Annotated in this window: 24 protein-coding genes; 15 read left to right on the top strand and 9 right to left on the bottom strand. The window is 68.7% G+C overall.

The genetic code is table 11. The features are described from left to right. Positions 1 to 20 precede the first annotated feature (20 nt). From cpaB to AC3ITM_RS10790, 11 genes are all read left to right on the top strand, one after another. On the top strand, positions 21 to 1,043 hold the full coding sequence (gene cpaB / locus AC3ITM_RS10740; RefSeq protein ID WP_489264897.1) for a Flp pilus assembly protein CpaB: 1,023 nt from the start codon (positions 21 to 23) through the stop codon (positions 1,041 to 1,043). Between the two features lie 19 nt (positions 1,044 to 1,062). Continuing rightward, positions 1,063 to 2,442 (top strand): type II and III secretion system protein family protein, encoded by a 1,380-nt coding sequence (locus AC3ITM_RS10745; protein ID WP_489264899.1) that lies wholly within the window; start codon positions 1,063 to 1,065, stop codon positions 2,440 to 2,442. A 25-nt stretch (positions 2,443 to 2,467) separates the two neighbouring features. After that, positions 2,468 to 3,751, top strand: coding sequence for a CpaE/TadZ family protein (locus AC3ITM_RS10750; protein ID WP_489264901.1), 1,284 nt, complete (start codon positions 2,468 to 2,470; stop codon positions 3,749 to 3,751). Continuing rightward, positions 3,736 to 5,085, top strand: coding sequence for a TadA family conjugal transfer-associated ATPase (locus AC3ITM_RS10755; RefSeq protein WP_489264903.1), 1,350 nt, complete (start codon positions 3,736 to 3,738; stop codon positions 5,083 to 5,085). The genes AC3ITM_RS10750 and AC3ITM_RS10755 overlap by 16 nt, the downstream gene beginning before the upstream one ends. A 2-nt stretch (positions 5,086 to 5,087) precedes the next feature. Continuing rightward, positions 5,088 to 6,038: a type II secretion system F family protein gene (locus tag AC3ITM_RS10760; RefSeq protein ID WP_489264904.1), complete on the top strand. Its 951-nt coding sequence runs from the start codon at positions 5,088 to 5,090 to the stop codon at positions 6,036 to 6,038. Beyond that, a complete protein-coding gene (locus AC3ITM_RS10765) occupies positions 6,035 to 6,982 on the top strand; it encodes a type II secretion system F family protein (RefSeq protein ID WP_489264905.1) in 948 nt (315 codons plus the stop codon). The genes AC3ITM_RS10760 and AC3ITM_RS10765 overlap by 4 nt, the downstream gene beginning before the upstream one ends. Positions 6,983 to 6,990: 8 nt before the next feature. Then, positions 6,991 to 7,920, top strand: coding sequence for a tetratricopeptide repeat protein (locus AC3ITM_RS10770; RefSeq protein ID WP_489264906.1), 930 nt, complete (start codon positions 6,991 to 6,993; stop codon positions 7,918 to 7,920). Then, positions 7,917 to 8,360: a DUF3613 domain-containing protein gene (locus AC3ITM_RS10775; RefSeq protein ID WP_489264908.1), complete on the top strand. Its 444-nt coding sequence runs from the start codon at positions 7,917 to 7,919 to the stop codon at positions 8,358 to 8,360. Before AC3ITM_RS10770 ends, AC3ITM_RS10775 begins: the two co-directional genes overlap by 4 nt. Positions 8,361 to 8,427: 67 nt before the next feature. Continuing rightward, positions 8,428 to 10,530 carry a TadG family pilus assembly protein gene (locus tag AC3ITM_RS10780; RefSeq protein ID WP_489264910.1) on the top strand — a complete coding sequence of 701 codons (2,103 nt, stop codon included), beginning with the start codon at positions 8,428 to 8,430 and terminating at the stop codon, positions 10,528 to 10,530. 121 nt (positions 10,531 to 10,651) lie between these two features. Continuing rightward, entirely contained in the window at positions 10,652 to 11,368 is a 717-nt protein-coding gene (locus tag AC3ITM_RS10785; protein WP_489270085.1) for a DUF2968 domain-containing protein, read from the top strand. A gap of 253 nt (positions 11,369 to 11,621) precedes the next feature. Next, complete coding sequence (locus tag AC3ITM_RS10790) at positions 11,622 to 12,488, top strand: pirin family protein (RefSeq protein ID WP_489264912.1); 867 nt, start codon at positions 11,622 to 11,624, stop codon at positions 12,486 to 12,488. A 105-nt stretch (positions 12,489 to 12,593) separates the two neighbouring features. Here AC3ITM_RS10790 and AC3ITM_RS10795 read toward each other — a convergent pair whose 3' ends face one another. The 3 genes from AC3ITM_RS10795 to AC3ITM_RS10805 form a co-directional block, all read right to left on the bottom strand. Beyond that, a complete protein-coding gene (locus AC3ITM_RS10795) occupies positions 12,594 to 13,055 on the bottom strand; it encodes a hypothetical protein (protein WP_489264913.1) in 462 nt (153 codons plus the stop codon). A gap of 129 nt (positions 13,056 to 13,184) precedes the next feature. After that, positions 13,185 to 13,676, bottom strand: a complete 492-nt coding sequence (locus tag AC3ITM_RS10800; RefSeq protein ID WP_489264915.1) for a GNAT family N-acetyltransferase — start codon at positions 13,674 to 13,676, stop codon at positions 13,185 to 13,187. A gap of 61 nt (positions 13,677 to 13,737) precedes the next feature. After that, positions 13,738 to 16,467: a TonB-dependent receptor plug domain-containing protein gene (locus AC3ITM_RS10805; RefSeq protein WP_489264917.1), complete on the bottom strand. Its 2,730-nt coding sequence runs from the start codon at positions 16,465 to 16,467 to the stop codon at positions 13,738 to 13,740. Positions 16,468 to 16,718: 251 nt separating this feature from the next. Between AC3ITM_RS10805 and AC3ITM_RS10810 the strand changes: the two genes are divergently transcribed. Next, complete coding sequence (locus tag AC3ITM_RS10810) at positions 16,719 to 17,300, top strand: NADPH-dependent FMN reductase (RefSeq protein ID WP_489264918.1); 582 nt, start codon at positions 16,719 to 16,721, stop codon at positions 17,298 to 17,300. A gap of 225 nt (positions 17,301 to 17,525) precedes the next feature. Here AC3ITM_RS10810 and AC3ITM_RS10815 read toward each other — a convergent pair whose 3' ends face one another. Beyond that, positions 17,526 to 18,110, bottom strand: a complete 585-nt coding sequence (locus tag AC3ITM_RS10815) for a TetR/AcrR family transcriptional regulator (protein ID WP_489264919.1) — start codon at positions 18,108 to 18,110, stop codon at positions 17,526 to 17,528. A gap of 204 nt (positions 18,111 to 18,314) precedes the next feature. Between AC3ITM_RS10815 and AC3ITM_RS10820 the strand changes: the two genes are divergently transcribed. From AC3ITM_RS10820 to AC3ITM_RS10830, 3 genes are all read left to right on the top strand, one after another. Then, entirely contained in the window at positions 18,315 to 19,409 is a 1,095-nt protein-coding gene (locus AC3ITM_RS10820) for an alkene reductase (RefSeq protein WP_489270086.1), read from the top strand. Between the two features lie 9 nt (positions 19,410 to 19,418). After that, positions 19,419 to 20,255 (top strand): SDR family NAD(P)-dependent oxidoreductase, encoded by an 837-nt coding sequence (locus AC3ITM_RS10825; protein WP_489264921.1) that lies wholly within the window; start codon positions 19,419 to 19,421, stop codon positions 20,253 to 20,255. 112 nt (positions 20,256 to 20,367) lie between these two features. Further along, positions 20,368 to 21,369, top strand: a complete 1,002-nt coding sequence (locus AC3ITM_RS10830) for an NADP-dependent oxidoreductase (protein ID WP_489264922.1) — start codon at positions 20,368 to 20,370, stop codon at positions 21,367 to 21,369. Between the two features lie 110 nt (positions 21,370 to 21,479). Here AC3ITM_RS10830 and AC3ITM_RS10835 read toward each other — a convergent pair whose 3' ends face one another. The 5 genes from AC3ITM_RS10835 to AC3ITM_RS10855 form a co-directional block, all read right to left on the bottom strand. Further along, a complete protein-coding gene (locus AC3ITM_RS10835; protein WP_489264924.1) occupies positions 21,480 to 22,253 on the bottom strand; it encodes a SapC family protein in 774 nt (257 codons plus the stop codon). Positions 22,254 to 22,396: 143 nt separating this feature from the next. Beyond that, the gene (locus AC3ITM_RS10840; RefSeq protein WP_489264926.1) at positions 22,397 to 23,287 is read right to left on the bottom strand and encodes a hypothetical protein; all 891 of its coding nucleotides are present in this window, start codon (positions 23,285 to 23,287) and stop codon (positions 22,397 to 22,399) included. 67 nt (positions 23,288 to 23,354) lie between these two features. Further along, the gene (locus tag AC3ITM_RS10845; protein WP_489264928.1) at positions 23,355 to 24,140 is read right to left on the bottom strand and encodes a CDP-diacylglycerol diphosphatase; all 786 of its coding nucleotides are present in this window, start codon (positions 24,138 to 24,140) and stop codon (positions 23,355 to 23,357) included. A 12-nt stretch (positions 24,141 to 24,152) separates the two neighbouring features. Next, positions 24,153 to 24,779, bottom strand: a complete 627-nt coding sequence (locus tag AC3ITM_RS10850; protein WP_489264929.1) for a decarboxylase — start codon at positions 24,777 to 24,779, stop codon at positions 24,153 to 24,155. 118 nt (positions 24,780 to 24,897) lie between these two features. Then, on the bottom strand, positions 24,898 to 25,392 hold the full coding sequence (locus AC3ITM_RS10855; protein ID WP_489264930.1) for a DUF1543 domain-containing protein: 495 nt from the start codon (positions 25,390 to 25,392) through the stop codon (positions 24,898 to 24,900). Positions 25,393 to 25,482: the final 90 nt, after the last annotated feature.

The following is a 25,482-nucleotide window of genomic DNA, read 5'->3' on the forward strand; positions in this document are numbered from 1 at the left end:
TTTTCCGCCGGAGGCACCGCATGCTCAAGCTGACCCGCATCGCCGCCGTGGCCCTGATCGCCCTGGCCCTGCTGCTGGCAGTGATCGCCATCGTGGTCAGCCGGCGCGCCGCGCCCGAGGTGGTCGCCCTGTCGCCGCAGGTGGCCGGGCAACCGCGCAGCTGGCCGGTGGTGGAGGCGGCCAACGCGCTGCCGGCCGGGCGCCCGATCGACGCGTCCGACCTGCGCATCGGCGGCGCGCCGCAGGCGCCGACCAGCGGCTACGGCAGCATCGCCGCGGCCACCGGTGCGGTGCCGGTGCGCGACATCGCCGCCGGCACCGCGCTGGACAGCAGCCTGATGGCGCAGGGCTACGCGTTGCGCCTGAATCCGGGCGAGCGTGCGCTGGCACTGCCGGTGGACGAACTGGTCGCCGCCGGCAACCGCATCCTGCCCGGCGACTATGTGGATGTATTCCTCAACCTGCAGGCACCGGCCGGGCTGCACAGCGACGGCCAGGCCCAGACGCGCCTGCTGCTGTCGCGGCTGCGCGTGCTCAGTTACGGCGCCGCCGACAGCGCGCCTGGACAGGCCAGTGTGGCCACCGCCAGCCCCGGCAACGACAGCCGCGCGCAGGACATCAGCGGCGCCTCCAGCAGTGGCACCAGCAACGGCAACAACAATGGCAACACCCCGATCCGCAGCGCGGTGCTGGCGGTACCGGTGGCGCAGGCCAACCGGCTGCTGCTGGGCGCCCAGCAGGGCAAGCTGTTCCTGGCCCTGCGCAACCCGGCCGATGTCGGCGGGCCGGACCTGGCGCTGTTCGCCCAACCCGGGGCGGTGCTCAGCGCGCGCGGCGAGCTCAGCCCGGAACAGCGGCTGGCACTGCAATCGCCGGAGAACGCCGCCTATGCCGGCATCGACAGCGACGGCCTGGCCGGACGCGGCGCGGCGCGGCGCGCGCCCACCGTCCACCCGACCAGCACGCCACGTGCAGCGCCGCGGCTGGATCGCGGTATCGAAATCATCCGCGGCGACGCCTCCTCCCCCAGCGGCTCGCCCTGAGCCCATGCCGAGACCCTACATGACGCCACGCCCTGCCCTAGCGCACCGCCCCGCCCCACGTTGGCTGCCCTGCCTGGCACTGCTGCTCGTGCTCGGCGCCTGCCCGGTGCAGGGCCTGGCCAATGCCGATGTGGTCCTGCAGACCCGCGAACAGCGGCCGTGGACGCTGCCGGCCGACCTGGAACGGGTGGCCATCGCCGACCCGGGCGTGGCCGACCTGGTGATGCTGCGCGGGCAACGCCAGGCGCTGCTGGTGGGCAAGTCCAACGGCACCACCACCCTGCTGCTGTGGCGGCGCGGGCAGGCCGAACCGCAGCGCCTGCAGGTGCAGGTGCGCAGCGCGCTGCAGGGTGCCCTGCCGGACAACCCGGACCTGCAGCTGACCCTGCAGGGCCAGCAAGGCCTGCTGCAGGGCAGCGCGCCCAGCCTGCTCGACCACCAGCAGAGCCGCAAGGCCGCCGCCCTGGCGGTGGGCGAGGACGGCCAGCTGGCCGATGTGTCCACCATCGGCAGCGGCGGCGTGGTCCAGGTCGAGGTCAAGGTGGTGGAATTCAACAAGTCGGTACTGCGCCAGATCGGCATGAGTTTTGCCAACAAGAATTTCAGCGGCAGCAACGGCTTCTACTACGGCATCACCCGTCCGGGTGCGTCACTGCCGGGCGTGTTGCCGGCCACCGACTCGGGCACCGGCACCGTGCCCGACGGTATCGTGGTCACCAACCCGCTGTCCTCCGCCTTCGGGCTGGTGTTCAAATCGCTGACCCATGGCTGGGACGCCAACATCGACCTGTTGCAGAGCAACGGCATGGCCCGCGTGCTGGCCGAACCGACCCTGGTGGCGCTGTCCGGGCAAAGCGCCAGCTTCCTGGCCGGTGGCGAGCTGCCGATCCTGGAACCGCAGGGGCTGGGCACCACCACGGTGACCTTCAAGCCGTTCGGCATCGGCCTGACCGTCACCCCCACCGTGCTGGGCCCCAACCGCATCGCGCTGAAGGTCGCCCCGGAAGCCAGCGACCTCAACTACGCTGCCGGCATCACCTACAACGGCGTGCAGGTGCCCTCGATCACCACCCGCCGCGCCGACACCACGGTGGAACTGGGCGACGGCGAAACCTTCGTGATCGGCGGGCTGGTCAGCAACACGGTCAGCTCCAGCGTGGACAAGATACCGCTGCTCGGCGACCTGCCGATCATCGGCGCGTTCTTCCGCAGCCTGAGCTACAAACGCGAGGAAAAGGAACTGGTGATCATCGTCACCCCGCGGCTGGTACAGCCGCTGGCCAAGGGCACCGAGGTGGCCCTGCCCGGCGAACGCGAGGCCAGGCCGAACCAGCCGGTGTGGGGCGCGTGGCTGTTGAGCCCGGCCAGCTCCGACCAGTTGCCCGGCTTCTCGCGCTGAGCCCGATGCCAGGAACCTGCCGCCCATGTCCGCCGCCCCCCTCCAGCTGCTGCAACCGATGGCACCGCCGATGACCCTGGTGTTGCTTGCTCCCGATCGCGGCCTGCTGGCGGCACTGGCCGCCAAGCTGCCGGTGGGCACGCCGCTGCACTGGGAAGACAGCGCATCGCCAACCGCCTTGGATGCCCATCGCCGCGCCGGGGCCTGCATCGTGCTGCTCGACTACCGCCGCGAACAGGCCGCCGCATCGGCCGAACTGGGCCGGCAGCTGCAGCGCAGCCTGCCCGAGCTGCCACTGGTGGCGGTGGGTTCCACCGCCAGCGACCAGGTCGACGGCATCGTGGCGGCGGTGCGCGCCGGCCTGCGCGACATCCTTGACCTGGAATCGAACACCGCCGACATCGACGCCGTACTGCGCCGCGCCGCCGGTACGGCCGGCGTGCGCGCCGTGCCGGCCGAGGTGCCGCACAAGGCGCGGCTGGTGCTGGTGCTGGGTGCGCGTGCCGGGGTCGGCAGCAGCACCCTGGCCGCCCATGTCGGCGTACTGGCCCAGCAGCTCGGCCATCCGGCTGCAGCCACCGCGCTGGAGAGCGAGCCCACCCAGCACAGCAACAGCCTGCTGCTGCTCGACCTGGGCCAGCCGGCTGGCGATGTCGCGCTGTATCTGAACCTGGACAGTCAATTCCATTATGACGATGCGCTGCGCAACGCCAACCGCATCGATGCCACCCTGGCCCGCACCGCGATGACCCGCCATCCCGGCGGGCTGGCCCTGCTCGGCCAACCGGCCGGCAGCGAGGCCGGCCCGATCGCCGACCCGGCTGTCCTGGTGCAGCGCCTGCGCGGGGTGTTCGATACCGTGCTGTGCGACCTGGGCGGGGCGCCGCTGCGGCAGATCCCCCGCTCGCTGCTCAACAGCGCCGACGACATCTGGCTGGTCGCCGACCAGGCCATCGGCACCCTGGTGTCGCTGGATCTGATGCTCAAGCAACTGGACACGCTCGGCGCCCGCGATGGCCGCCTGCAACTGGTCGTCAACCGCCACGATGAAGCCGGCGGGCTGGCCCCGGCGCAGATCGCGCAGCGGTTCGCGCTGCCGCTGCTGGCCACCCTGCCCGACTGCAACCGCCTGCGCGCCAGCGCCAACCACGGGCATCTGCTGCTGCACGATGCCCCGCGTGACCCGTACCTGCGTGCCCTGACCCCGCTGCTGGCGCGACTGGACCCGGCGGTGGCCGGGGCCCTGCCGCGCGGCTGGCGGGAAAAACTCGTCCTCCGCCTGAGTGGTCTGCAATGGAAGACAAAGTGACCCCGTTCGCTCCCCCGCCGGCACGCGCCGACGCCGATGCGGCCGAGCCCGCGCACCCGCCGTTCGCCCAGTCCGAGGAGTACCAGAAGGTACTGGTCGCCGCGCACGAGCACCTGCTCAACAGCATCGAAGACGAACGCATCGACATCGATGCCTGGGCCCCGGACACGGTGGTGCGCTACGTGCATACCCAGACCGCCAGCTTCGTGCAGGAATGGCGCATTCCGATCAACGAAGCGGAAATGGAGGTGGTCGCCGCGGCACTGGTCAAGGAGCTGACCGGTTTCGGCCCGCTCGAAGACCTGCTGCACGATCCCACCATCGAAGACATCCTGATCAACGGCTACAAGGACATCCACGTCTCCCAGGGCGGCCGGCTGCTGCGCGCCCCGCAGCGTTTCAGCGACGACAGCCACCTGCTGCGCATCCTGCGCCGCATCCTGGCCCCGCTGGGCCGGCGCCTGGACGAGTCCAACCCGATGGTGGATGCGCGGCTGCCCAACGGCGGCCGCCTCAACGCGATCATCTCCCCGCTGGCGGTGGATGGCCCGATGGTGTCCATCCGCAAGTTCCGCAAGGACCCGTTCACCCCCGACGAACTGCTGCGCATGGGTACCTTCGACCAGGCCATGCAGGCGCTGCTGCATGCGATGGTGCTGGGCCGCTGCAACATCCTGGTCTCCGGCGGCACCAGCTCGGGCAAGACCTCCCTGCTCAACGCGCTGGCCAGCTACATCCCGCCCGACGAGCGGGTGATCACGGTGGAAGACACCGCCGAGCTCTCGCTCAACCATCCGCACGTGGTGCGCCTGGAAAGCCGCATCGGCGGCGCCGACGGCAACGGCGCGGTCAGCATCCGCGACCTGGTGCGCAACAGCCTGCGCATGCGCCCGGACCGCATCGTGGTCGGCGAAGTGCGTGGCGCCGAAGTGCTGGAAATGCTGCAGGCGATGAACACCGGCCACGACGGTTCGATGGCCACCATCCACGCCAACTCGCCGCGCGACTGCCTGTACCGGATCGAGATGCTGGCCGGCTTTGCCGGCTTCCAGGGCAGCGAAGACAGCCTGCGCCGGCAGATCGCCAGCGCCATCGACTTCATCGTGCAGATTTCGCGGCTGGGCAGTGGCCGCCGCGTGCTGGTCTCGATCACCGAAATCACCGGGGTCGGCGACAACCTGATCAGCACCCAGGAAATGTTCTGCCACGAAATCCAGCTCGATGCCGACGGCAAGGAACGCGACCATTGGGTCGGGCTGGGCTTCCATCCGCATTCGCACAAGCTCGAGCCGTTCCGGCGCCAGCTGCGCGAAGCCCTGGAAGGAGGTTACTGAGCATGATCACGGTGCTGCTGCTGTGCAGTGCGGGGCTGGTGCTGGTGGCCATCGCCGTGGAGCTGTGGGCCGGTGCGGGCCGCCGCGCGCGCCAGCGCAGCTCGCTGCAGCACACCGAGCACCGCCTGGCCGCCACCCCGGCACCGCCGGCGCTGGCCGGTGCGCCGGCACGCGCGGCCGCGGCCGCAGCCGTGCCGGGCAATCCGCCCCACAACGGCGCACTGCGCTGGGACGCGTTGCTGCAGCGCGCCGGCCTGCGCCCGGGCTGGCGCCTGCCGGTGCTGTGGTTGCTGGGCGGGCTGCTGCTGGCATGGGTGTCGGCCATGCGCATCGGCACCGCCTGGATGTGGCCGATCACCCTGCTGCTGTACGCCCTGGTGCTGGGGCTGTGGGTGTCGCGTCGGATCAACGGCCTGCGGCAACGGTTGTTGCGCCAGCTGCCGGACTTCCTCGACAACCTGGTGCGCCTGACCGGGCTGGGCAACAGCCTGCAGATGTCCTTCCAGACCGCCGCCCAGCAGGTGCCGATGCCGTTGCGCCGCCTGCTCGATGACACCTTGTCGGGCACCCGCAGCGGGCTGGACCTGGACCGCGCGCTGAGCCAGTCGGCCCAGCCCTACCGGCTGGAGGCGCTGGAGGTGCTGGCGGTGGTGCTGGGAGTGAGCATCCGCATCGGCGGCCGCTCGGACCAGATCCTGCAGCGCATGAGCGATTTCATGCGCGACCTGGACCAGGCCCAGCAGGAACTGGTGGCCACCACCGCCGAAACCCGCATGTCGGCCTGGGTGCTGGGCCTGCTGCCGCCGCTGTGCGCGCTGTTGATGGCCATCTCCAGCCCGGAGTTCTTCGAGCCGGTGCTGCATGCCCCGCTGGGCCACAAGTTGCTGGGCATCGCGCTGGCGCTGGAACTGATCGGTGCGTTCGCGCTGTACCGGCTGGCGCGCTCGCTATGAGCGCCAGCCTGCTGTGGACCGCCGCCTTGCTGCTGCTGGCCCTGGGCATCGCCCTGCTCGGCCTGGCCTGGTTGCTGCTCAGCGGCCACCAGCAGCGCACCGAAGCCACCCTGCAGGGCGCGCTGCGCAGCCGCCAGCCCGGCACGCCCAGCGACGCATCGGCCGCGCCCGGCGCCGAACCGGTGCAACGTGGCCTGTCCTGGCTGGCCGCGCTCGGCGAACGCTGCAACGGCGGCCGCCTGGAGGCGGCGCTGCTGGCCCCCGAAGACCGCCTGCTGCTGGACCAGGCCGGCTGGAATACGCGCACCGGCACCGCCACCTTCCTGGCCTTGCGCCTGTTGCTGGCCGCGCCGTGCCTGCTGCTGGCCTGGAGCCTGTACAGCGGCAGCGGAGTGAGCCGGGCGCTGACCCTGCTGGCCGCCCTGGCCTTCGGCGTGCTGCTGCCCAAGTTCGCGCTGCGCGCCTGGGCCAAGCGCCTGCGCCGCCGGGTCAGCAACGAGCTGCCGCTGTTGATCGACCTGCTGCGCCTGCTGCAGGGCGTGGGCTTCAGCATGGACCAGAGCCTGCAGACGCTGGGCGACAAACTGCGCACCGCCATCCCGGTGCTCGGCCGGGAAATCCACCAGGCCAACATCGCCTACATGCACGGGCGTACCCGCCAGCAGTCGCTGCGCCGGCTCGGCGAATCGTTCGACGATGAAGACCTGCGCAGCCTGGTGCAGCTGATGCTGCAGGTCCATCAGCACGGTGGCGCGGTGCAGGAACCGCTGCGCCAGTTCAGCGCGCGCCTGCGCGAACAGCGTCGTTCCACCCTCAAGGAAAAGGTCGGCAAGCTCTCGGTGAAGATGACCGTGGTGATGATGCTGACCCTGTTGCCAGCGTTGATGCTGGTGTTGTCCGGCCCGGCGATCATCGCCCTGGCCCATGCCCTGGCCACCATGTGATGACTCCGATGCCCACCCGCTCCCCGCTGCGCTGCTGCCTGTTGCTGCTCACCGTTGCGCTGAGCGCGGCCTGCAGCAGCGGGCTGACCGCCTACCGGCCCGACCCGATGCACCTGGCCCCGGATGAAAGGCCAGCCCAGGACGACAAGCGCATGTACCTGGAGCTGATCGCGCAGATGCAGCGCCAGGGCGCGTACTACGCTTCGCTGGCGCATGTGGATGCCTACCGCCAGCGGTACGGCGATGCCCCGGCATTGCGCCTGCTGCAGGCCGATGGCCTGCGCGAAACCGGCCAGCTGCAGGCCGCCCGGGCGCTCTATGCCAGCCTGACCAGCGGCCCGCAGGCAGCAGCGGCCTGGCACGGGCTGGGCCTGCTGGCCGCCCGCGCCGGCGATGCCGCACAGGCCGAACAGGCGCTGGCACGCGCGGTGCAGTTGCAGCCCTTGAACACCGATTACCTGGGCGACCTCGGCTTTGCACGGCTGCGCGCCGGTCAACTGGCGCAGGCGCGCGAACCGCTGGCCATGGCCGCCGAACTGGCCCCGGGCAACGTCAAGGCCAATGCCAACCTGGCGGTATGGGCGCTGCTGCGCAACGACACCGGCATGGCCGAGCAGATCATGCGCAGTGCCGGGCTGCCCGACGCGGCCCGCCAGGAAGTGCAACGCCTGGCCACCCAGCTGCGGCAGCCAACGCCGGCCCCCGCACCGGTGGCCACCGCCGCGCCGCTGCCGGCGACCGTACCCGCTGCACCCGCACCGCCTACGCCTGCAGCACCGGCAACGCCTGCCGTGGAGGCGCCGCTGCAGATCGCCGCGCCTGCACGTCCACCGGTCGCCGCCGAAGGCCCGCGGCCGGTGCGTGGCGATGCGCGTATTGCCCCGTCGATGCTGGAACGCTTCGGTGGTCCCGACCATGCCAACGAGAGCACGCCATGACCGTCATCACCGCGCCTGCCGTCCTGCGTTCCGTGCTGGCCCTGGGCTGCCTGCTGGCGTGCACCGCCGCGCCGGCCCAGCAGCGCCCGCTGACCGGGCAGATGCTGGCCGACCCGGCCGCGCCGGCTGCACCGGTCGACCGCCCCGCTGCACCACCGGGCGTGGACCTGGCCACCCCGGCACCGCCGGCGGCGGCCTATCCATTGCCGCCACCACAGCAGGCAACGCGCGAGCGGCCGCGCAGCCAGATCGGCGACGCCACCCGCGCCGCGCTGCGCCTGCAGGCCGGCGGCGAACAAGCCGGACCCCGCCTGCCGATCCTCGGCGACCAGGCCACGTTGAGCTACGCGCGCTACCTGAAGAGTTTTGAACACCCCATTCCCGAGTACCTCAAGAACACCGTGCGCAAGGACGGTGCCGGGGCCAGCAGCAGAGAGTGATCCCATGAACCGATCGCGATCGACCCGACGTCCGGCTGCGTCGGCGCGCAGGCGCCAACGCGGCGGCATGTCGGTGACGATGATGCTGGTCATGCTCAGCCTGGTGGCCATGCTCGGGCTGGTCGAGGTCGGCTACCTGTACTGGGCCAAGCGCGATGTGCAGAAGATCGCCGATCTGTCCGCGCTGGCCGGCGCGCAACGGCTGGATCTGTGCAGCGCCGACCGCGCCGACAACAGCGCCGCGCGCAGCAACGCGCAGCAGGCCAACCGCTTTGCCGGCGCATTGACCATCCAGTGCGGCCATTGGAATCCCGGCCACGCCAGTGCCGACCATTTCCTGGCCAGCACCACGGTCAATGCGGTCAAGGTAGTGGCCAGCCGCCCGGTGCTGCCGCTGTTCGGGCAGGCCTCGGCATTGCCGGCGGTCAGCGCACAGGCCGTGGCCACCCGCGCCGCGCCGCTGGCGGTGTTCAGCGTCGGTTCGCAGCTGCTGCGGGTCAACGGCAACACCCCGCTGGGCAGCGTGCTGCGGCTGGTCGGGGTGGACCTGGACCAGACCACTCTGCTCGGCTACGACGGCCTGGCCCAGGCCAGGATCACCCCCGGCGGCCTGCTCCAGGCGCTGGGCATTCCGGTCGATGCCAACATCAGCGTCGGCGATTTCAATGCCCTGCTGGCCGCGCACAAGGTTTCGCTCGGCCAACTGCTCGACGCCACCGCCAGCGTGCTGGCCCAGAGCGGGGTGGCCCATGCGGACCTGCGGGCCCTGCAGAATGCGCTGGCGGCCAAGCTGGACATCAGCCAGCTCAACATCCAGCTGGGCAGCAATGCGAACAGCAGCGGCCTGTTCGGCAGCATCGTGGCGCCCGACGGCCCGGCCTCGGCCGCCCTGCAGGCGCAGGTCAGCGCACTGGACCTGATCACCACCAGCATCGGCATCGCCAACGGCGGCAAGGGCGTGGCGGTCAACAACCTCAACGTGCTCGGCCTGGTCCAGGCCCAGGCGGCGATCATCCAACCGCCCTCGATCGCCATCGGCGGCATCGGTGCACGCGCCTACAACGCCCAGGTGCGGGTCAGCCTGGACATCGACAGCAACAACCTGCTGCTCGGCCTGGGCAAGGTGCTGGGGCTGCTCGGCATCCGCCTGCACCTGCCGATCTATGCCGATGTCACCAATGCGATGGGCACGCTGACCGCCCTGCAATGCGCCGCGCAACCGGCCACCGCCACCATCCAGGTGGAATCCTCGGTGCTGCGCGCCTGTGTCGGCAAGGTCGATCCCGGCGCCAGGTTCTCCACCGCCAATGTCTGCGAAAGCGCGCTGCAGAACGAGCAGTTGCTGACCCTGCTCGGCACTCCGCTGATCAACAACCAGATCAAGCTCAACGCCCTCACCCACAGCGAAGCGGTGACGCTGTCGCCGGGGGAAACCCGCTCGACCTGGATCAACGGCGCGCAGATCGGCACGGCGGTGTCGGACCTGGTCGGTGAACTGCTGCGTGTGCTCGGCGGCATGCTCAACCCGGCGCCCAAGGGCATGGACAAGGCTGCCACCGCCAACCAACTGGCCGAGCAGTTCCTGCAGGCCACGCGCAAGAGCAATGGCAGCTACGACGTGGATGCGGTGATCAACCTGCTGCGCAACGGCTCGACCCCGCTGGGCATCCAGAAATTCGGCGACTGGGAAGTCAAGAACGGCATGCCCTATGCGTGCGGGCTGCTGTGGCTGGCCACCTGCTACAAGGACGGCATGGCCTGGGACGCGTACCGGGTGACGGTCACCGGCGACGGCCTGGGCGCCATCGACGGGCTGGTCGGCTCGCTGCTCGGCGGGTTGGTGATCAACCGCTGCAGCGCGCTGCTGGCCTCGTACAACACCTGCATGAAGGGCAACCTGGCCAGCTACCTGCAGACCGCCCAGGCCGGCATGCTCGACAGCTACCAGGGCAGCGGCAGCGTGGTCGACGCGGGCACCAACACGGTGGCCTGCAGCGGGCTGCTGTGCACCCTGCTGCGCCCGGTGCTGGAGGGCCTGCTCAAGCCACTGCTCAACGGCGTGGGCACCCTGCTCACGCAGACCCTGGCGCAGGTGCTGGGCCTGGAACTGGGGCGTACCGACGTGCACCTGCAGGCGGTGCAATGCAACCCCGCGCAGCTGGTGTATTGAGTGCCCGGCGGCCCGCCGCCGGGGATGAAGGACCGCGCAGGCTGCGTGCTAGACTGCTGCGGGGACTGGGAAGTACACAGACGAACTTTCACCGATTGAGCCATTCTTGGACGGCCTGATGATGCGAGAGAGAAAAGCGGTTGTTTCCGCCCGCCGGTGCGCGCTTGCCGGCAGCCTGCTGCTGTCGCTGGCCATCGCGCCGCAGGCCCTGGCCGCGCGCGCGGCCAAGGCCGATGCAGCGCCGGCAGAGCGCAGTGCGCCGGTGGTCCGCAATACCGTGGACGAACTGCGCCAGTTGATGGATTCGCAGCAGTTGACCGAGCTGCGCACCACCTACAACGGCAGCTACGGCGCCAGCCTGCTGTTCAACAGCAGCACGCTGCAGTATTACGCCGCGCTGTTCCACGAGAAGGACTTCTGGCGGGTGATCAAGACCGATTCGGTCGACAACGCCGAGAAGGTGTACCGCACCTTCGTGCAGCAGACCGAAGAACTGGCCCAGGTGTACATCGACACCACCCGCCTGGAAGCGGGCAAGCGTTACACCGAAAACCTGGTGGCGTTCAACGAGCAGCGCCTGCGCAGCCTGCAGCAGGAAGCCGAACTGCAACGCCAGCAGTCGCTGCAGGTCAGCAGTTCGATCCAGCAGGCCAAGCAGCAGGCGGTCACGCTCAGCACCGATCTGCGCAGCACGCACAGCCAGCTGGATGCGTTGAACCAGCGCATCCAGGCGCTGCAGGCACAGCAGGGCAACCCTGCGTTGTCGCTGCCGGCCCCGGAGACCAGCGCCGACCCGGCAGCAACGCCGACCGGCGAACCGGGCATGCCGCCCCGCTAGAGGACGGGTCCGACCATGGGTCGGACCTGCCTTTCCGGCACCGCGTTGTCCGACCATGGTCGGACCTACCCGTCCGACGCGCGCCACCGACCGCCGCCATGCCGGTGCGGCGTCCTGAGCAGCCCGGCGCCCGGTCATCGTTCACCCGGTAGGACGCTGAGGCCAAACACTGCCGACTACCGGCCCCGGTGTTGCACGACTATCGTGATTGCCAACAGAAGACAGCCCCGGCAACCCCGGGATGGAGTTGGCAATGAAGAAGGTCCTTGGCGTCTACAGCGCCCCGCGTCCGCATTGGGTCGGCGATGGTTTCCCGGCCCGCTCGATGTTCTCCTACAACACCCACGGCCAGCACCTGAGCCCGTTCCTGCTGCTCGACTATGCCGGCCCCTACGCCTTCACCCCGAGCGAACAGCGCCGTGGGGTCGGCCAGCACCCGCACCGTGGCTTTGAAACGGTGACCATCGTCTATGAAGGCGAGCTGGAACACCGCGATTCCACCGGCGCCGGTGGCCGCATCGGCCCGGGCGACGTGCAGTGGATGACCCCCGGCGCCGGCATCCTGCACGAGGAGTACCACGCCCCGGCCTTCAGCCGCAGCGGCGGCACCCTGGACATGGTGCAGCTGTGGGTCAACCTGCCGGCCAAGGACAAGATGACCGCGCCGGGTTACCAGACCCTGCTCGACCAGGATATTCCGTCGGTGGCCCTGCCCGGCGATGCCGGCCATGTGCGGGTGATCGCCGGCGCCTACCGCGGCCACTCCGGGCCGGCACGCACCTTCACCACGCTGGATGTGTGGGACGTGCGCCTGCGCCAGGGCCATGGCAGCCGTTTCGAGGTGGCAGATGGCCACACCCTGGCGGTGGTGGTGCTCAAGGGCGTGGTGCGGGTCAATGGCCAGCAGGAAGCGCGCGAAGCGCAGCTGGTGATGCTGGACCGGCAGGGCAGCGATGTGCAGCTCGATGCCGATACCGATGCCACCGTGCTGTTGCTGGCCGGTGCGCCGATCGACGAGCCGATCGTCGGCCACGGGCCGTTCGTGATGAACAGCCAGGCCGAAATCACCCAGGCCATGCACGACTTCAACAGCGGTCAGTTCGGCCGCATCGCGCACTGAACCTGTGGTCAGAACGGTGCCGGCCTTCATGAACCTCTTCATTGAAACCGCTGGTACCGCCGGTATCCAGTTCTCCTGCGACCGCATCGGGTGAGGCAACGCGCCTCAGCGGCAGGCGGCATGCACCCGGTCGTCCATGCGCCGGCTCAAGGCGAAGCTGCGTTGCAGCCCGGCCTTGCGGTAGGCCGCCTCCCGCTGCCGGCGCGCGGCATCGCACCGTGCCGGTTGCGCGTGCCACGAAATGATCGCGCCCGGGGACGCCCTGGGCCTGTTCGTTCGACGATGGGGGCGATGCCCGTTGCGGTGCGGCGGGTGTTTCGCAGCACGGACGCGCTCGCGCTCGCGCTCGCGCGCCTTCAGTTCACGCCGGATCGCCTCGATCCGCGCCGCATGCTGGCGCCCGGGCGGCAGCACGTCCACCTCCCAGATCTGCTCGGTGCGGTTTTGCGCACACGGCAGCGACTGGTAGCTGGCCACCCCATCCACGCGGCATTTGTGGATACGCTGCACCGGCGCCTGGGCCTCGGCGACAACGGGCGGCAGCAACGCATGCAGCAGCAACAGCAACAACCAACGGCGGGCAGACATGGCGGGGCTCCGTGACCTTGCCCCAGCATCGCGCGCCGCGCCCGCGGCAACTACGATGCATCGCACGGTTCAACGCCGATCAGCGCACGCCCTACGAAAGTACGCGGGCTATCCTTGCACGACGCCCGCCCCCGGCGCCGTCACTGCCTGCGGCAGGTGGTATTCCAGCACTTCATCACCCAGGGCATCGATCTCCCCGGTGGGCCGCCAGCCCAGATACCGGTAGAAGCCGTGCGAACGCACCGCCGGATCGGCGGCGCAGCCCAGGAACAGGCGCTGGAAGCCCCAGCCGCGGAAATCTTCGACCATGCGCGCCAGCAGCCGTGCGCCGATGCCCTTTCCTTCCCAGTCGGGAAGCAGCGCCAGCACGACGATTTCGCCGCTGTCGCGATCGCCAAAGCAATAGCCGATTACGCGCCCGTCCGCCGTGGCTACATGCCCCGGCAGCGTGCCATCGGCAATGCCGGCCTGCCAGCTCTCCACGGTGATGCCCAACGCGGCCAACTCGGCAGCGGAGAAGGCGTTTTCGCGGGTGCGTCCGCGCAGGTCGAGGCAGTCGGCGGCATCGGTGGGTACGGCATTTCGGTAGACGATGGACATGGCGCAATTCCCGGGGTGGCATACAGACTGCGCAGAGCATGCCATTGATGGGGTGCGTCGGTCACAGGAACCGGTAATCGAACTCCAGCCACAGCTGGCGGCCATACGGGTCGTAGTTGCCGACCGGGTAGAACGGCCAGCCACCGCCGTTCCTGTCGGCCGGCGGGTGGCTGTCGCGCAGGTTGTTGACGATCAGGCCCAGGCTCACGTTGTCGCCCAGCTTGCGGTACAGGCTGGCGTTGTAGGTCATGTAGGGGGCGATGCGGCCACTGCCATCGCTTTTGGGCAGCGAACCGTAACGGATGCCGTACAAGGTGGCGGTCCAGTCGTTCACCGCCCAGGTAACGCTGCCGTTGACCTTGCTGCGCCACTGGAACGAATCCAGCGAATTGCGCTGGTCTTCGGCTTGGTCCTCGGCGAACTGGCGGTACTCGTGCGCGATCACCAGCGAGTACGCCAGGCGCCCGGAGAAGCGCCCGTAGCGCCCGGCATCCCAGCGCGCATTGGCCTTCAGGTCCACGCCACGCACCGACTCGGACGCGGCGTTGATCGGGTTGATCAGCACCCGCACCACCTGGTTGGGCTGCACCGCGGCATCGGCCGGGTTGCGGATCACCCGCGACAACGCGTCCTGGCATTGCGCCGAGCCGATGTCGCGCGTTTCACCGCCGACGGTCTGGCCCAGCCGGCAATCGGCTTCATCACGCAGGATCCGCGACGAATCCAGGTTGGTCACTTCCTGCTCGATGCGGATGTCGTAGTAGTCCGCGCTGACATCCAGGTTCGGCGACGGCGACCAGACCAGGCCGGCGCCGTAGGACTTGGCGGTTTCCGGCTGCAGCTGCGGGTTGGCGCCGCTGGTGTAATCGATCGACAGGCCGCTGTAGTCGCAGTCGTCGTAGGCCTGCCCCGCACTGCGGCAGCGCCAGTAGTCGGTCATGCCGGGGTTGTAGCCGCGGGTTTCACTGGCGAACACATAGTTCATGTCCGGCGCACGAAAACTGGTGGCGGCACTGGCGCGCAGCAGCAGGCTGTCCACCGGCCGGAACTCCAGCCCGCCGCTCCAGGTGGCCTTGCCGATATGGTCGCCGGCGGCGCGGTACTGGTCGTAGCGCGCGGCCACGGTGGCGGTCAGCCGCTGCAGCAACGGCAACTGCAGTTCCACCCCGGCCGCATAGCGGTCGCGCTCGCCACCGGAACCGATGCCGGCACTGGTGTTCCAGAACTCGCCGCTGCCCAGCCGGGGGTCGGGGCGGTTGCGGTACCCCTGGCTGCCCGCCTCGAGCACCGCCGCCAGCCCGGCGCTGCCGCCAGGCAGGTCGAACAGGCGCCCGTTGACGGTGACGCTAGCCGACTGCAGCCAGGCCGCGTTGCGGCTTTCCTGGCTGTCGGACAGGCCGGCGTACTCCTGCGCGGTCAACGGCTGGTACAGCCGCGCCGGGTCCGGGGCGTAGACCTCCACGCCATTGCGGGTGCCCAGCTGCGGCCCGAGCAGGTACGGGTTGATGCCGGCCAGCAGCACCGGGCGGCGGGTGCGGTTTTCGTAGCGCGAGCGGCTGTAGGCGGCCTCGTAGTCCCAGTCCGAACCGCCCAGGCTGCCACGCGCGCCGACGTTGAACGACCACGACGATTCCAGGAAGCGGTTGGCATTGCGCTGCACGCCGCCGATCTCCTCCGGGGCGAAGCGCCGGTACCAGCTTTCCAGCTGCCCGCTGTTCTGGTTGTAGAAGTAATTGCGCGAGGAGGTCCAGGTCGGCGCACGGGTGTTGTTGTAGATCCGCGCGGTGCCGATGGCCACGTCGGCGAACAGTTCCTGGGTGTCGTTGAGGTGCCAGGTCAGCGCGCTGTAGGCATCGATGTTGCGTTTTTCGGTCTGCACCGTCCAGAACGTGGCAGAAGCCTCGTTGCTGCCGCAGTAGGCGCCCTGGCGCGGGTTCTGCGCGAGGAAGACGCTGCCGCCGTACAACCCGCTGGCGGCATCGCAGCCGGCCGCACCCGGGTCGATGTTGCGGCCGGTGGTGGCGTTGCGCCGATAGGCGACTGCGGTAGCCAGCGGGGCCACCCCGCGCGGGTCGTCACTGAGCGAGTCCATGAAGTCGCGCTGCGAACCGTAGATCGCCTTGCGATTGGCTATTTCCAGCCCGAAGATCGCGTCCCAGCGTTCATTCGAACTGCCGCCCACCACCTGCAGGCGCTGGTTGTCGCCGCCGCCCTGCTCGGTAGTGCCGGCCTTGAGGTTGATGCCCACGCCCTCGTAGGACTGCTTCAGGATGATGTTGACCACCCCGGCGATCGCGTCCGAGCCGTACACCGCCGAGGCGCCACCGGTGAGCACTTCGATGCGGTCGATCAACGCGCTGGGGATGTTGGCCAGGTTGACCACGTTGACCGAGCCTTCGTAGGCCAGCGGATAGTCCGACTGGCGGCGCCCGTTGACCAGCACCAGGGTGCGGTTGGGGCCAAGGCCGCGCAGGTTGATGGTGTTGGCGGCCGGGGTGAAGGTATTGCCGAAATCTTCGCCCTGCACGCTGCCGGTGTTCTCGGTCAGCGCACTGAGCGCTTCGAACGCGCTGCGGTATCCCTGCGCCTGGATCTGCTGCTGGGTGATCACGGTGACCGGCGACGGGCCTTCCACGCTGGCGCGCGGAATGCGCGAACCGGTGATCTTCACCGCCTCCAGTTCGGTCGGTGCAGCGCCTTCGGCGGCGCTGGTCAAGGGGCTGATGGCAAGCAGCGGCAACAGGGACACAACCAGGGGCCGCAGGCGCAGCGGGCGACGAGGCAGGGACATGCAGGTTCCAGAGTGGGAGGAGTCACCCGGCCGCTGGCGCGCGTTGGCCATGCCGGGGAGGCAGGCCAGTCTGCTGAATGGGCACCTGCGGCGGAAATGACCGACCGCGATATCCATAGTGGCTTTGTGCCTAAGCCCTGCCCGCCCGGGCCTGCAGCGGCGCCGGCGTCGGTGGCCCGCCGACGCGATGGCAACGGTGCAGAGGGAGCAATGTTGGTTCCGCGATGGGAAGCCCGTGGTAGCCTGCCGCGATGAAGATTTTTGCCATCTCCGGTAGCGCCCGCAGCGGCTCAACCAATACAGCGTTGCTCATGGCCCTTAAGTCCATCGCACCATCAGATGTAGCGATGGACGTGTATACCCAGATTGGCGAACTGCCGGTCTTTTCGCCCGACCTGGAAGGCTCAAGGAAACCAGAGAGCGTCAAGCGATTCACAGAGCACATCTCCAAGAGCGATGGCGTGCTCATATCCAGCCCAGAGTACGTCCGCGGCATACCGGGCGGTTTGAAGAACGCCATCGACTGGCTCGTATCAGGTGATCAGATCGTCGGAAAGCCGATTGCGTTGGTCCATGCCTCCCACCGTGGAGATGACATGCTCGGGGCACTGAGAACGGTGTTGTCCACGATCAGTTCCTCTTTCAACAATGATCTCTTCTTGCGTGTTCCGGTCATGAAAGAAGCGCCAGAACGCATCGCCCAGATCCTGGAATCCAGCGCCAACCGCACCAGAGCCGAGGCATTCCTCAGGGACTTTTCCGTCTATTGCAGCGGCGTGGCAGATCTCTGTGTGCAAGCCTCGTCGGCCGCCCTGCCCCGGTCCAGAGAATAGCCCTCACTCGAGCTTGCAGTCCAAGGGTCCACTCCAGCCCTTCCACCTGCGTTCCCAAGGTCGCTTCCAGAAGGGGCGGCCCAACTTTCTCGGGCACCAAGAGCCCATCAATGGCAGACATCGTCATCCCGGACATCAGCCCCTGCACTAACATCAAGCGGTAGAGGGCAGGGTCCTCCGTTCCAGACGCGACAGCGTGTGGCGGCGAATCGGAGGATGTTCCCTCTATGCTTCAACCAGCGGGGGCAGCCCGGCCATAACGGCGGTGCGGCAAACATCGAGGATTTCGTCGGCCAGCGGTGCGTCGTCAGGACATGCGCGCGACAGCACCAGGGCGCCGACTACCTGGGCGATCATCCCGATGCGCCGGGCGCGTGCGTCGGCATCGTCGTTGCCGTCCTGCGGCGGGCTCGATCCGTTTGCCAGGCCACCCAGCATGCTTTCCAGGCCAGCCGCAAAAGCCGCCCTGGTGGACGCCGGCTGGCGCGCCGCATCGCCGCTGAGCGCGGCCATGGTGCAGCCTTCGGCACGATTATCCCGGTGCTTCCGGGAAAGGTAGTGGCTGACAAAGGCCTGCGCGTGAAGGCCGTCGACCCTGGCGGTGCCCTGTTGGAAGCCGCAGCTGGCCGCTTCGGCCATCAGCTCGGCCTTGGAGCGGAAATGCTTGTAGAAGCCGCCATGGGTGAACCCGGCGGCCGCCATCAGGTCGGCGATCCCCACCCCGTCGTAACCGCGCTCACGAAACAGATGCGAGGCCGTCTCGACGATGTGCGCCCGATTCGCCTGTGCCTGCGCCTTTGTCACCTTCATGTGCTGGACCTCGCTGGATGTTCCACCCTTAACGCCGCCACTATACATTGATGTCAACCATCATCAAAGCCATTGACACTAAAGATTATGATCGACATCATTAATAAACCCTCCCCACCCGCTTCCTCGTGGGAACGGCGGCACGCCAGCCCATCGCCGCCGAGAACCACCCTTTCCCCCCGTACAACGAAACCGTAGATGACCATGACCGAGCAGACGCTTTTCGAGCCCTATGCCCTGGGCCCGCTCCAGCTTTCCAACCGAATCGTGATGGCCCCGCTGACGCGCAATCGCGCCGGCGCCGGCCTGGTACCCGGCGAGCATGCCGCCACCTATTACAGCCAGCGCGCGTCGGCCGGCCTGTTGATCACCGAAGCCACCCAGATCTCGGCGCAGGCCCAGGGCTACCAGGACACTCCCGGCCTCTACACGCAGCCGCAGATCGACGGCTGGCGCAGGGTGACCGACGCCGTTCACGCCAAGGGCGGGCGGATCTTCGTGCAGTTGTGGCACGTCGGCCGCATCTCCCACGTCGACCTGCAGCCTGGCGGCGCTGCCCCGGTCGCGCCCTCGGCCATCCGCGCGGAGACCAAGACCTTCGTCAACAATGGTTTCACCGATGTCTCCGCGCCGCGTGCGCTTGCCCTGGATGAGCTTCCGGGCATCGTCGAGGACTTCCGCAAGGCCGCGGCCAATGCCATCGCCGCCGGGTTCGACGGGGTGGAGCTGCACGGCGCCAACGGCTACCTGCTGGAACAGTTCATCAAGGACGGCGCCAATACCCGCACCGATGCCTATGGCGGCTCCATCGAGAACCGCGCCCGTCTCCTGCTGGAAGTCACCGCCGCGGTGGCCGGAGAAATCGGCCCCGAGCGCACCGGTGTACGGATTTCCCCGGTCTCGCCGGCCAACGGCATTTCCTGCAGCGATCCACAGCCGCAGTACGACTACATCGCCGGGCAGCTCAGCGCGCTGGGCATTGTCTACCTGCATGTCGTGGAAGGCGCCACCGGCGGCCCGCGCGATGTGGCGCCGTTCGACTTCGATGCGTTGCGCAGCCGTTTCAGGCAGGCCTACCTGGCCAACAACGGCTACGACCTGGATCTGGCCAGCGCCCGCCTGGCCCAGGGCAAGGCCGACCTGTTCGCCTTCGGTCGCCCCTTCATCAGCAACCCCGACCTGGTCGAACGACTGAAGACCGGCGCCGCCCTTGCCCCACTGAACCCCGCCACGCTCTATGGCGGGGGCGCGGCCGGCTATATCGACTACCCGACGCTGGATGGCGGCAACGCCGGCTAAGCACAGCCCATGCCGCATGCCCTGGCACGGGCCCACCATTCAAACAAGAAGAAACCCATGACCACTCGACACACCGTTCTCATCACCGGCGCTTCCACCGGCATCGGCGCCGTCTATGCCGAGCGTTTCGCTCGCCGTGGCCACGATCTTGTCCTGGTCGCCCGCGACAAGACGCGCCTGGAAATTCTCGCCGCCCGCCTTCAACAGGAAACCGGCGCCAATGTCGACATTCTCCCCGCCGACCTGACCCGACCGGGCGACCTGGCCACCGTCGAGGCGCGTCTGCGCGAGGACGCTAGCATCCAGACCCTGATCAACAACGCCGGGGCCGCGCTGTCCGGCCGCTTCATCGATCAATCCACCGAGGATGTCGCCCGCCTGGTCACCCTCAACACCACCGCGCTGGTCAGGCTGGCCAGTGCCATTGCCCCGCGCCTGGCGCAGGCCGGCAAAGGCGCGATCGTCAACATCGGCTCGGTTGTCGGCCTGGCACCGGAATTTGGAATGTCCGTCTACGGCGCGACCAAGGCCTTCGTCCTGTTCCTGTCCCAGGGGTTGAGCCTGGAGCTCACCCCCCAGGGCGTCTATGTGCAGGCCGTCCTGCCTGCCGGTACCCGCACCGAAATCTGGGACCGCGCGGGCATCGACGTCAACACCCTCTCCGATCTGATGGACGTCAACGACCTGGTCGATGCGGCCCTGGTCGGCTTCGACCGTCGCGAACCGGTCACCATTCCGCCGCTGCAGGATGCGGCGAACTGGGAGGCATTGGACAACGCCCGGCGCGGCCTTATTGCCGACCTGCGGCAGGCACAGGTGGCCGGGCGCTACCAGGCCGCGCCCTGACAAGGCACAGCCACGGCGCCTGGCTTCCTCAACGGGCGCGCCACAGCATGAAGACCGTCCGCCGTGGACGTCCCCAACCACCGTCATCCACCCATCGCGAGGAAGCATCCCCATGAAAGCATTCGTCATCGAGCGGTACGGGAAGCAGCAGCCGGGTCACGTCGCTGAGGTGCCCGAGCCGCAGGTGGGGGACGACGACGTCCTGCTCCGGATCCACGCCGCGAGCGTCAACGTGCTGGACCTCAAGATCAGAACGGGGGAGTTCAAACTCATCCTGCCCTACCGCCTGCCCTTGATCCTGGGTAACGACCTGGCCGGTACGGTGGTACGGGTGGGCGCCGGTGTCGGAAATTTCAATCCTGGCGACGAAGTCTACGCGCGCCCGGACGATGACCGCATCGGCGCGTTCGCCGAGTTGATCGCCGTCAAGGCCTCGTCGTTGGCACCCAAGCCCAGGAATCTCGGCATGGGCGAAGCCGCCTCGCTGCCCCTGGTGGCGCTGACCGCCTGGCAGGTGCTGGTTGAAACGGCGAAGCTGAAAAAGGGGCAGAAGGTATTCATCCAGGCCGGTTCCGGTGGCGTAGGCACCGTCGCCATCCAGTTGGCCAAGCATCTGGGGGCCTTCGTGGCGACGAGCACCAGCACGGCCAACGTCGATCTGGTGAAGTCGCTGGGCGCGGACGTCGTCGTCGATTACACCAAGGAGGACGTTGCCACCGTGCTTGGCGACTACGATGTGGTGCTCCACAGCCTTGGCAACGATGAACTGAAGAAATCGCTACAGATTCTCAAGCCCGGCGGGCACCTGATCTCCATCTCCGGGCCGCCCACCCCGGCATTCGCCGCCGCAGGGGGATTGGCCTGGCCGCTCCGGCAGGTAGTGCGCCTGCTCAGTTCCGGCATCCGGCAGAAGGCAAAAAGGAAGGGCGTCACCTACACCTTCGTGTTCATGCGCGCCGACGGGGCGCAGTTGCGCCAGATCACCGCGCTGGTGGAAGCCGGTTCGATCCGCCCGGTCATCGACAGGGTGTTCCCGTTCGCCGACACGCATGACGCGCTGGCCTACGTGGCAGGCGGACGTGCCAAGGGCAAAGTCGTGGTGCAGATGATCTAGCCCCCCCGGGCCCTTGCCGCGGTTCGGCAAGGCTGCCCCACAGAACCGTCCCGCCGGACGATGCGTCCGGCGGAACAGGGGGTGTTGCTGCAGGCTGCGCGATTGCGCGATCAGGCCGCCGGCGTGGCCGTGGTCAGTTCGCTCTGGCGCTTGACCAGTGCGCTGAAGCGCGCCAGCGAACTCAGATGATGGTGCACCAGCGCCAGGTAGCCATTGCGGTGCCAGGCCAGCACCACCGCGTCGGGCAGCTTGGCCAGCTTTTCCACATCGACCACATGGAAGCCGTTGACCGACATCTTCTCGCCGGTATTCAAGGTCACATCGATGCTGCGTTCCACCAGCAGGTCCTGCTCGACCAGCGCGGCGCTGAACTGGCGGGTCATTTCGTGTTCGCGGGTGAAGTCGGCGCAGAAACGCATCGCGTTGTCGACCAGCTCGGTAGCCTTGCCGTCGACGAACAGCGGCTCGCCTTCATCACTGCCGCCCTGGTTGAGGTGCTCGGCCTGGGCATCGATGGCCAGCAGGTAGTTGTCGTCGGCCTCGGACTGCATGAACACGAACGGATAGCGGCGCAGGTAGGCCGGGGCGTAGGTGTCCTCGGCCCACACGCCGTCGCGGACGAACAGGTTGTCGCGGGCCAGGCCCACCGCCACGATCGGCGCCGCATCCTTGCCGGTGAACAGGATCGGGAAGTGCTGGGCGGCCATACCGAACTCACCGGCCACCGCCGGGATGGCGTTGGTCTGCGCGGCAAAGGCCAGCGAACCGGGCAGCAGGCGCCAGGCGGCATGCTTGTCCGATTGCAGCGGCAGCGGTTCGCGGTAGAACAGCGGGCCGGAGGACGGGGCCTGGTCGGCCGGCGAAGAGGTCGTTTCAGCAGTCATGGATTAGGTCAGGTACGAAGCGCCAGACAGCCCGGGCGCGAAAGCGGGCACCGCATTGATTGGGCACTATAACGTGGCTCCATGGCGAATGTGCGACCGTGGATCACGGACCGTATGCATCTGGCCTGAATTGGTGCTACCGGTTACAGCGCGGAGTAGTGCGCGCAATCCGGCAACGGGGCATCCGGCTGGTAGCGGGCGCCATCGAAGTGCAGCACGCGCAGGAACGAGCAGGCGGCCACGGTCTCGGTGCGCAGGTCCTTGCGCCGCAGCGGCGGTTTGGCCAGCGAATCCTCGCGCCGCGAGACCCCCGCCGGGTAGCGGGTGGCGGTGGTGCGGTAGCGCAGCACCGGCATGCCCTGCCCGGCCGGGTCCAGGGTCAGCTCGGCGGAAAAGCTGTACTCGTCATGGCAGGCGCCGGCCCGCTGCGTCCTGTCGGCCTCGCTGAAACACGCCCGGATCATCGCGCTGCCGTCGGCCGGCAGGACCAGGACGTCCGCGTCCACCTGGACGCCGTCGTCCTGGTGGTAGATCCGCGCCAGTCGCACCTCCGAAGCGCTGGCGCCGCCGCCGGAGTAGCCGGTGGTGGCCTCGTCGAGCACGCCCACCAACACGTTCTGCAGCTGTGCCTGGGCCGGATCGGCCGGCACCCGCGGCGCACCGATCCCCGGCGCCATGCGCACGATGAACGGCCATGGCCGCGCGCTGCCGGATGCATCGAGGGCCGTCAGCGGCACGAAGCGCATGCGCGGCGCGGCTTCGCCCGCCACCTGATGCTCCACCTCCAGCTGGGTGGTGCCGTCCTCGCCGTCGGCGCGGGTGCGCACGCACCACTGGTGGTCGGCAGTGCAGTAGCGCGGCGAGGCGTCGCGGTCGTCCGCATCCGGGGCCCTGGGCGCCGGTTGCTCGATCAGCACCTCCAGCCGGTTGCCGGCACGGTCGGTGGCCCCGGCGGCGAGGCCGGCGTCGGCGCCCAATGCACACAACGCGGCCAGGATCAGGCGGGGGTACATCGGGTCACGCTTCCTTGCCATGGATCGCATCCTGCGCGCCACATGGCGCCTGTCGAGAGGCGGCATGATAGCCCAGCGATGGCGCTGCTCAGCGCACGCCGTCCAGCGGCCCGCCCGCGCCGGTCACCACGGCGCACGCGTGGTCCTGCAGCTCTTCGCCACTGGCGTCGTTGCCGCTGGCCGCATCCACCCGCGTGGCCAGCAGCAGGAAACCCGGCGTGCCATCGGGTTGGCGGCTGCCACTGACCACCAGCGACCAGTGGCGCAGATCGGCCGCCCCGGCCAGTTCGGACGCCAGCAGTTGCACCGGATTGTCCTGCAGCTGCGCCCCGCGCAGGCGCCGGGCCTGGTAGCGATGACCACGCAGCGGTTCGGGCAGCGGCTGCCACTGGCTGCCGATCATCCCGCCCATGCGCTGCAGCTGGGCCAGCACATCGGCGCGCAGGCAGTCCACATGGATATGCAGCTGGTGCTGCGAACGCCCCTGCGGCGAGTTCAGGGCCAGGCTGGCCACCTCGCGCGGCAGCGGCCGCCCCAGCGCGCGACCGGTGCGCCAGCGCGCCTCCCAGGCGGCGGCAAAATAGTTCGGTGCATCGGCGCGCAGCAGGGCCGGGCTTTCGATGCCGCTGACCCGGTCCAGCGGCAACAGCAGGAACTGGAACTGGCCGTGCGCGTCCTTCAACAGCACATCGCGGCGGCCCGGTTCGGCGGCCACTGCCAGGCAATCCCCGCGCGGGGTGCCCGCGCCGACGCAATCGCGCTGAATCAACCCCCACAGGGCATCGGGATTGACCGGGCGCTTTGCGGCCGGCGACGTGGCGCAGGCGGCCAGCAGCAACGGCAGGGAACACAGTAACAGGCGAAGATCGGGCACGAGGATGCCGGTTCAGTACGTGCTGAACGGCACTTCCACCACCACCGGCGCCGCGCCGGCAGCGGCCGGCTGCAGCGTATAGCGGTCCAGTGCGCCGTTCTCGTCGGCCAGCGGCAACGACTGGAACTGCAGCCGGTAGCTGTCGGTGCCCAGCACGATCGCCCCGGCGGCATCGAGCGTGGCATTGGCCGGCAGCAGCAGCCCGCCCAGGTCGCTGTAGGCACCCAGCGTATCGCTGAAGGCGTAGTCGACCAGCGCACCGTCGCGTTTCATCGCATATACCTGGGGCTGGCCGCGGCGCGCGTTGTAGTCCTCGCTGCCGAGCAGGTCGGCAATCCACACCCCGGGCAGCCGATAGCGGGTTTCCAGGCTGATCGCATCCAACCGCTCGCTGTCCACCACCAGGCAGCACACCACACGCCGGCTTTCGCGGTCGAAGATGGCAAACCGCGCGCCCTTGGCCGCGGCCTGCGGCAGCGCCGCGAACGGCAGGCCCTGCAGCATCGGTTCGGCGCCATTGGCCGAATGCAGCTTGCGCCAGCCGCCAAACACCGGGGCATCGGCCGCGACGGCCGTTGCCGACAGCAGGCATGCGCCCAGGGTTACCGCCAGCAGCGCGCTGAACCTTGCGTTGTGCATCGTCTATTCGTCCGTCTCAAGAGTGATACCACGCCATCTTTCACATGGCCGCGACACTATGCGCCCGCGCCTGCAGCGGGGCAATCCCGTGCGTGCGCTGCCCGCACGCCTGTAACCGTCAGCCGATCACGATGTAGTCGCTGACCAGGGCGATGCCCTGGTGCGGGGCGCGGTGCAACTGCACATGGCGGCCGCCGACCTGGTCGATGGCGATGCAGTCATCGACCTCGATCAGCGCGTCGGTATGCGGCGCCGCCCATTGCGCGTCCCACAACTGCCGGGCCTTGAGCCTGGCCTGCTGCGCATCGGCGGCCAGCAGCAGCCGGTAATCGTGCACCTCGCCCAGCGACTGCGGCACATAGCCGCCGAGGTTGACGAAGAACAGGCGCGGCGCATCGGCCGCCGGTGCGGTATCGGCGAACTCGACCTTGCAGTCCTCCACCCCATCCACCGCCAGCCAGCCATCCAGGTGCAGCCCCTTGGCCTGGCCGAACCAGTCGCGGCGCAACTGCGGGTAGGCATCTTCGATGCGCTCGACATTGGCGAAGGCCACGTCATGGACTTCGATGCGGGCGTGCGGGTGGCGCCCGCCCAGCATGAACACGTGCAGCACGGCGGCTCCGGGTCGGCAAGGGCAGCGCATAGTGTAGCCGGGCGCGCACACGGCCCTGCCGGCGGCGATGGTAAGGTCGGTGCCTGATTC

This window comes from Stenotrophomonas sp. KH_029, from assembly GCF_057839765.1.